At 55.8% G+C, this 3591-nt stretch carries 7 protein-coding genes; 6 read left to right on the top strand and 1 reads right to left on the bottom strand.

From position 1 onward, the window contains the following. Positions 1-43 precede the first annotated feature (43 nt). The 6 genes from rplV (at position 44) to B3V69_RS11630 (ending at position 2814) form a co-directional block, all read left to right on the top strand. The gene (gene rplV, locus B3V69_RS11655; protein WP_296446714.1) at positions 44-373 is read left to right on the top strand and encodes a 50S ribosomal protein L22; all 330 of its coding nucleotides are present in this window, start codon (positions 44-46) and stop codon (positions 371-373) included. A 16-nt stretch (positions 374-389) separates the two neighbouring features. Beyond that, positions 390-1289 carry a 30S ribosomal protein S3 gene (gene rpsC / locus B3V69_RS11650; RefSeq protein WP_296446706.1) on the top strand — a complete coding sequence of 300 codons (900 nt, stop codon included), beginning with the start codon at positions 390-392 and terminating at the stop codon, positions 1287-1289. Positions 1290-1291: 2 nt separating this feature from the next. Next, the gene (rplP, locus tag B3V69_RS11645) at positions 1292-1708 is read left to right on the top strand and encodes a 50S ribosomal protein L16 (protein WP_114968160.1); all 417 of its coding nucleotides are present in this window, start codon (positions 1292-1294) and stop codon (positions 1706-1708) included. Positions 1709-1723: 15 nt separating this feature from the next. Continuing rightward, the gene (rpmC, locus tag B3V69_RS11640; RefSeq protein ID WP_296446701.1) at positions 1724-1930 is read left to right on the top strand and encodes a 50S ribosomal protein L29; all 207 of its coding nucleotides are present in this window, start codon (positions 1724-1726) and stop codon (positions 1928-1930) included. A gap of 10 nt (positions 1931-1940) precedes the next feature. Further along, positions 1941-2210, top strand: coding sequence for a 30S ribosomal protein S17 (gene rpsQ, locus B3V69_RS11635; RefSeq protein ID WP_296446699.1), 270 nt, complete (start codon positions 1941-1943; stop codon positions 2208-2210). Positions 2211-2307: 97 nt separating this feature from the next. Further along, the gene (locus tag B3V69_RS11630) at positions 2308-2814 is read left to right on the top strand and encodes a peroxiredoxin (protein WP_296446697.1); all 507 of its coding nucleotides are present in this window, start codon (positions 2308-2310) and stop codon (positions 2812-2814) included. A gap of 47 nt (positions 2815-2861) precedes the next feature. On the opposite strand, the gene B3V69_RS11625 is transcribed toward B3V69_RS11630, so the two are convergent. Continuing rightward, on the bottom strand, positions 2862-3350 hold the full coding sequence (locus tag B3V69_RS11625; protein WP_296446695.1) for a GNAT family N-acetyltransferase: 489 nt from the start codon (positions 3348-3350) through the stop codon (positions 2862-2864). Between the last annotated feature and the right edge of the window lie 241 nt (positions 3351-3591).

The raw sequence follows: 3591 nt of genomic DNA, 5'->3' as shown, positions 1-3591 counted from the left end.
CATCCTGCGGACAAAAAAGTCCAAAAGAAATAAGGAGGTGACCATGGAAACACGTGCAACCCTTCGTGGCGTTCGTTTGTCGGTCGATAAAGGCCGTTTGGTCGCGGATTTGATTCGCGGCAAGAAAGTGGACCAAGCCCTGAACATTTTGCAGTTCACGCAGAAAAAAGCTGCTGTGATCATCAAGAAAGTTCTGGAGTCGGCCATTGCCAACGCTGAGCACAATGACGGTGCCGACATCGACGAACTGAAGGTTAAAACCATCTTCGTTGAGCAAGGTGCCTCGCTCAAGCGCTTCACGGCCCGCGCAAAAGGTCGTGGCAACCAGATCAGAAAACCCACGTGCCATGTGTACGTGACGGTTGGTAACTGAAAGAGGCCAGGAAGATATGGGACAAAAAATCCACCCAACCGGCTTTCGCCTGTCGATCAGCCGCAACTGGGCATCACGCTGGTACGCCAATGACCGCGACTTCGCGGGCATGCTGGCTGAGGACATCAAGGTGCGCGAGTACCTGAAGGCCAAGCTGAAAAACGCGTCTGTGTCGCGTGTGCTTATCGAGCGTCCAGCCAAGAATGCCCGCATCACGATTTTCTCGGCACGTCCGGGTGTTGTGATCGGAAAAAAAGGCGAAGACATCGAGAACTTGAAGCGTGAACTGTCGCGTCAACTCGGCGTGCCGGTTGCAGTCAACATCGAAGAGGTGCGCAAGCCCGAAATCGATGCCAAGCTGATTGCCGACAGCATTACGCAGCAGTTGGAAAAACGCATCATGTTCCGTCGGGCCATGAAGCGCGCCATGCAAAACGCCATGCGTCTGGGTGCCCTGGGCATCAAGATCATGTCGTCAGGTCGCCTGAACGGTATTGAAATTGCGCGTTGTGAGTGGTATCGCGAAGGTCGCGTGCCACTTCACACCTTGCGTGCCGATATCGACTACGGTACTTCTGAAGCAAAAACAACCTACGGCATCATTGGTGTCAAGGTCTGGGTCTACAAGGGTGACACGCTGGGTCGTAATGATCTGCCGGCCGCTGTTGAACCCCGTGCTGATGAAGAACGTCGCCCACGTGGTCCCCGTCGCGATGATCGCGGTGGTGCCCGCCCTGGTGCCGACCGTCCCGCACCTCGCGGCGCGCGTCGTCCCCCCATGGGTGGCAACACTGCGCCTGCCGATGGCAGCGACAAACCCGCGGAGGCTATTGGAGCCAATGCAAACAACCCCGCCGTTAAGCGCGTCCGCAAGGTAGCCGCGCCAGCTGCAGCAGCTGACGGCAAAGGAGAATAATTATGTTGCAACCCGCTCGTCGCAAATATCGCAAAGAGCAAAAAGGCCGTAACACCGGCATTGCGACTCGAGGCAGCTCGGTCGCGTTTGGTGATTTCGGTCTGAAATGTATCGACCGTGGCCGTTTGACGGCCCGTCAGATCGAAGCCGCGCGCCGTGCCATTTCCCGCCACGTCAAACGCGGTGGTCGTATCTGGATTCGTGTGTTTCCTGACAAGCCAATTTCCCAGAAGCCTGCTGAAGTGCGCATGGGTAACGGCAAAGGCAATCCCGAGTACTACGTGGCCGAGATTCAGCCCGGTAAGATCGTTTTTGAAATCGTCGGCGTGACAGAAGAGTTGGCTCGTGAAGCGTTTCGTTTGGCTGCCGCCAAGCTGCCCTTGCGCACCACTTTTGTGGCTCGCATGATTGGCCAGTAATCAGGTGAACATGATATGAAAACTACTGAACTACGCCAAAAAGACGTTGCCGGTTTGCAAACAGAAGTCAAAGCGCTGCAAAGAGCCCACTTTGGCTTGCGGATGCAAAAAGCCACGCAACAACTCACCAACACCGCTACGCTGCGCACTGCGCGCCGTGATATTGCTCGCGCCAAGACTATTCTTGTCGAGAAGCAAAGCGCTGAAAAATCCGCCAAATAAGGAGCTATAAATGACGGAAGCTAAAACATCCCTCAAGCGTACTCTGACTGGCAAGGTGGTCAGCGACAAGCGTGAAAAAACGGTTACCGTGTTGATTGAGCGTCGTGTGAAGCACGAGCTTTACGGGAAAATCGTTGGTAAATCCAGCAAGTACCACGCCCATGACGAAAAGGGTGAGTACAAACTGGGCGACATCATCGAAATTACCGAAAGTCGGCCGATCTCCAAAACCAAGAATTGGGTTGCGACCCGCTTGGTCCAAAAGGCGGCTGCGGTTTAAGCCTTTGCAGTCGTCGGACTGCAGGTTTCGCAAAAACGGCTCACAATGTGAGCCGTTTTCAATGGTGAATTCGAATCAACATTTTCAGGAGCAATCAATGATTAAAGTAGGCGACACTCTTCCCGCAAGCACCTTGATGGAATTTTCGGAAGTAGAGGGCGGCGGTTGCAGTATCGGCCCCAATCCAGTGGACGTCGCCAAGGCGAGCGCGGGCAAGACCATTGCTTTGTTTGCCCTGCCGGGTGCCTTTACGCCGACCTGTTCCGCCAAACATGTCCCTGGCTACATTCAGAAGTTCGACGAATTGAAGGCGGCGGGCGTTGACGAAATCTGGTGTGTCAGCGTGAACGATGCTTTTGTCATGGGCGCGTGGGCCCGCGACCAGAAGTCAGGCGCCAAGGTGCGCATGTTGGCGGATGGCGACGCAGCATTCACCAAGGCGACCGGCTTGACGCTGGACCTGACCGGCAAAGGCATGGGTCTGCGCAGCAACCGCTATTCCATGCTGGTGAAGGACGGCAAAGTGGCATCGCTGAACATTGAAGCCCCGGGCAAATTTGAAGTCAGTGACGCGGCCACGATGCTCGCGCAAGCCAAACCCTGAGTGGCTTGCTGAATCGATAAAGTCGTCACGGCCGGTCCGTGACGACTTTATAGATTGGCCTTGAGGTAGTGCGCCCCTTCAATGGGGCTGTGATAGTAGGGCGGTATTTCTTCAAAGCCCAGGTCCTGGTAGAGCGCCCGCGCGCTTTCCATCTCATCCAGCGTGTCCAGCAGCACGCAGTCATAGCCGGTCAGTCGCGCGCAGTCCAGAATGGCTTCGGCCAACTGGCGTCCAACGCCGCTTCTTCGAAAGCCCTGCCGCACATAAAGCCGTTTCATCTCGCAGGCGTTCGGGTAATCTACCGCGTCCTGCGGGCGTAAAGCGCAGCAACCGGCCAGTTCTTCGTCGACCAGTGCCATCAGCAAGGCGCCGCGCGGCGCCGCATACTCCCCTGGTAGATGCGCCAGTTCGGCCTCAAATCCCTGAAAACACAAATCAATTCCGAGCCCGTCAGCGTACTCACGGAAAATGCCGCGCACAGCATTCAGCTCGTCAGGTGTGTGGGGGGTGACGAAGCGGATGGATGGGTTTTTCACGGGCGGAGGTTACTCGGAGTAAGCGCTCAAGTTTATCGGTATTCTTCAACACGCACCCGGCCAGTCTGATCGTTCATGTAGGCCAACATGATGCAAAATCAGGATGGCGGTGCGACGGTGGCAGCCGATTCAGGTAGATTCCAAAACGGCTTGCCGAGGCTGGCGCGGCGGCGAATAAGAAACTTCGTTTCGTTTAACAGGAGAGGGTGTCCATGGATCGTCGCAAGTTTAATTCTCTCCC

The organism is Rhodoferax sp. UBA5149, from assembly GCF_002413825.1.
GTDB lineage: Bacteria > Pseudomonadota > Gammaproteobacteria > Burkholderiales > Burkholderiaceae_C > Rhodoferax.
This window is presented reverse-complemented; position numbering and strand designations above follow the sequence as displayed.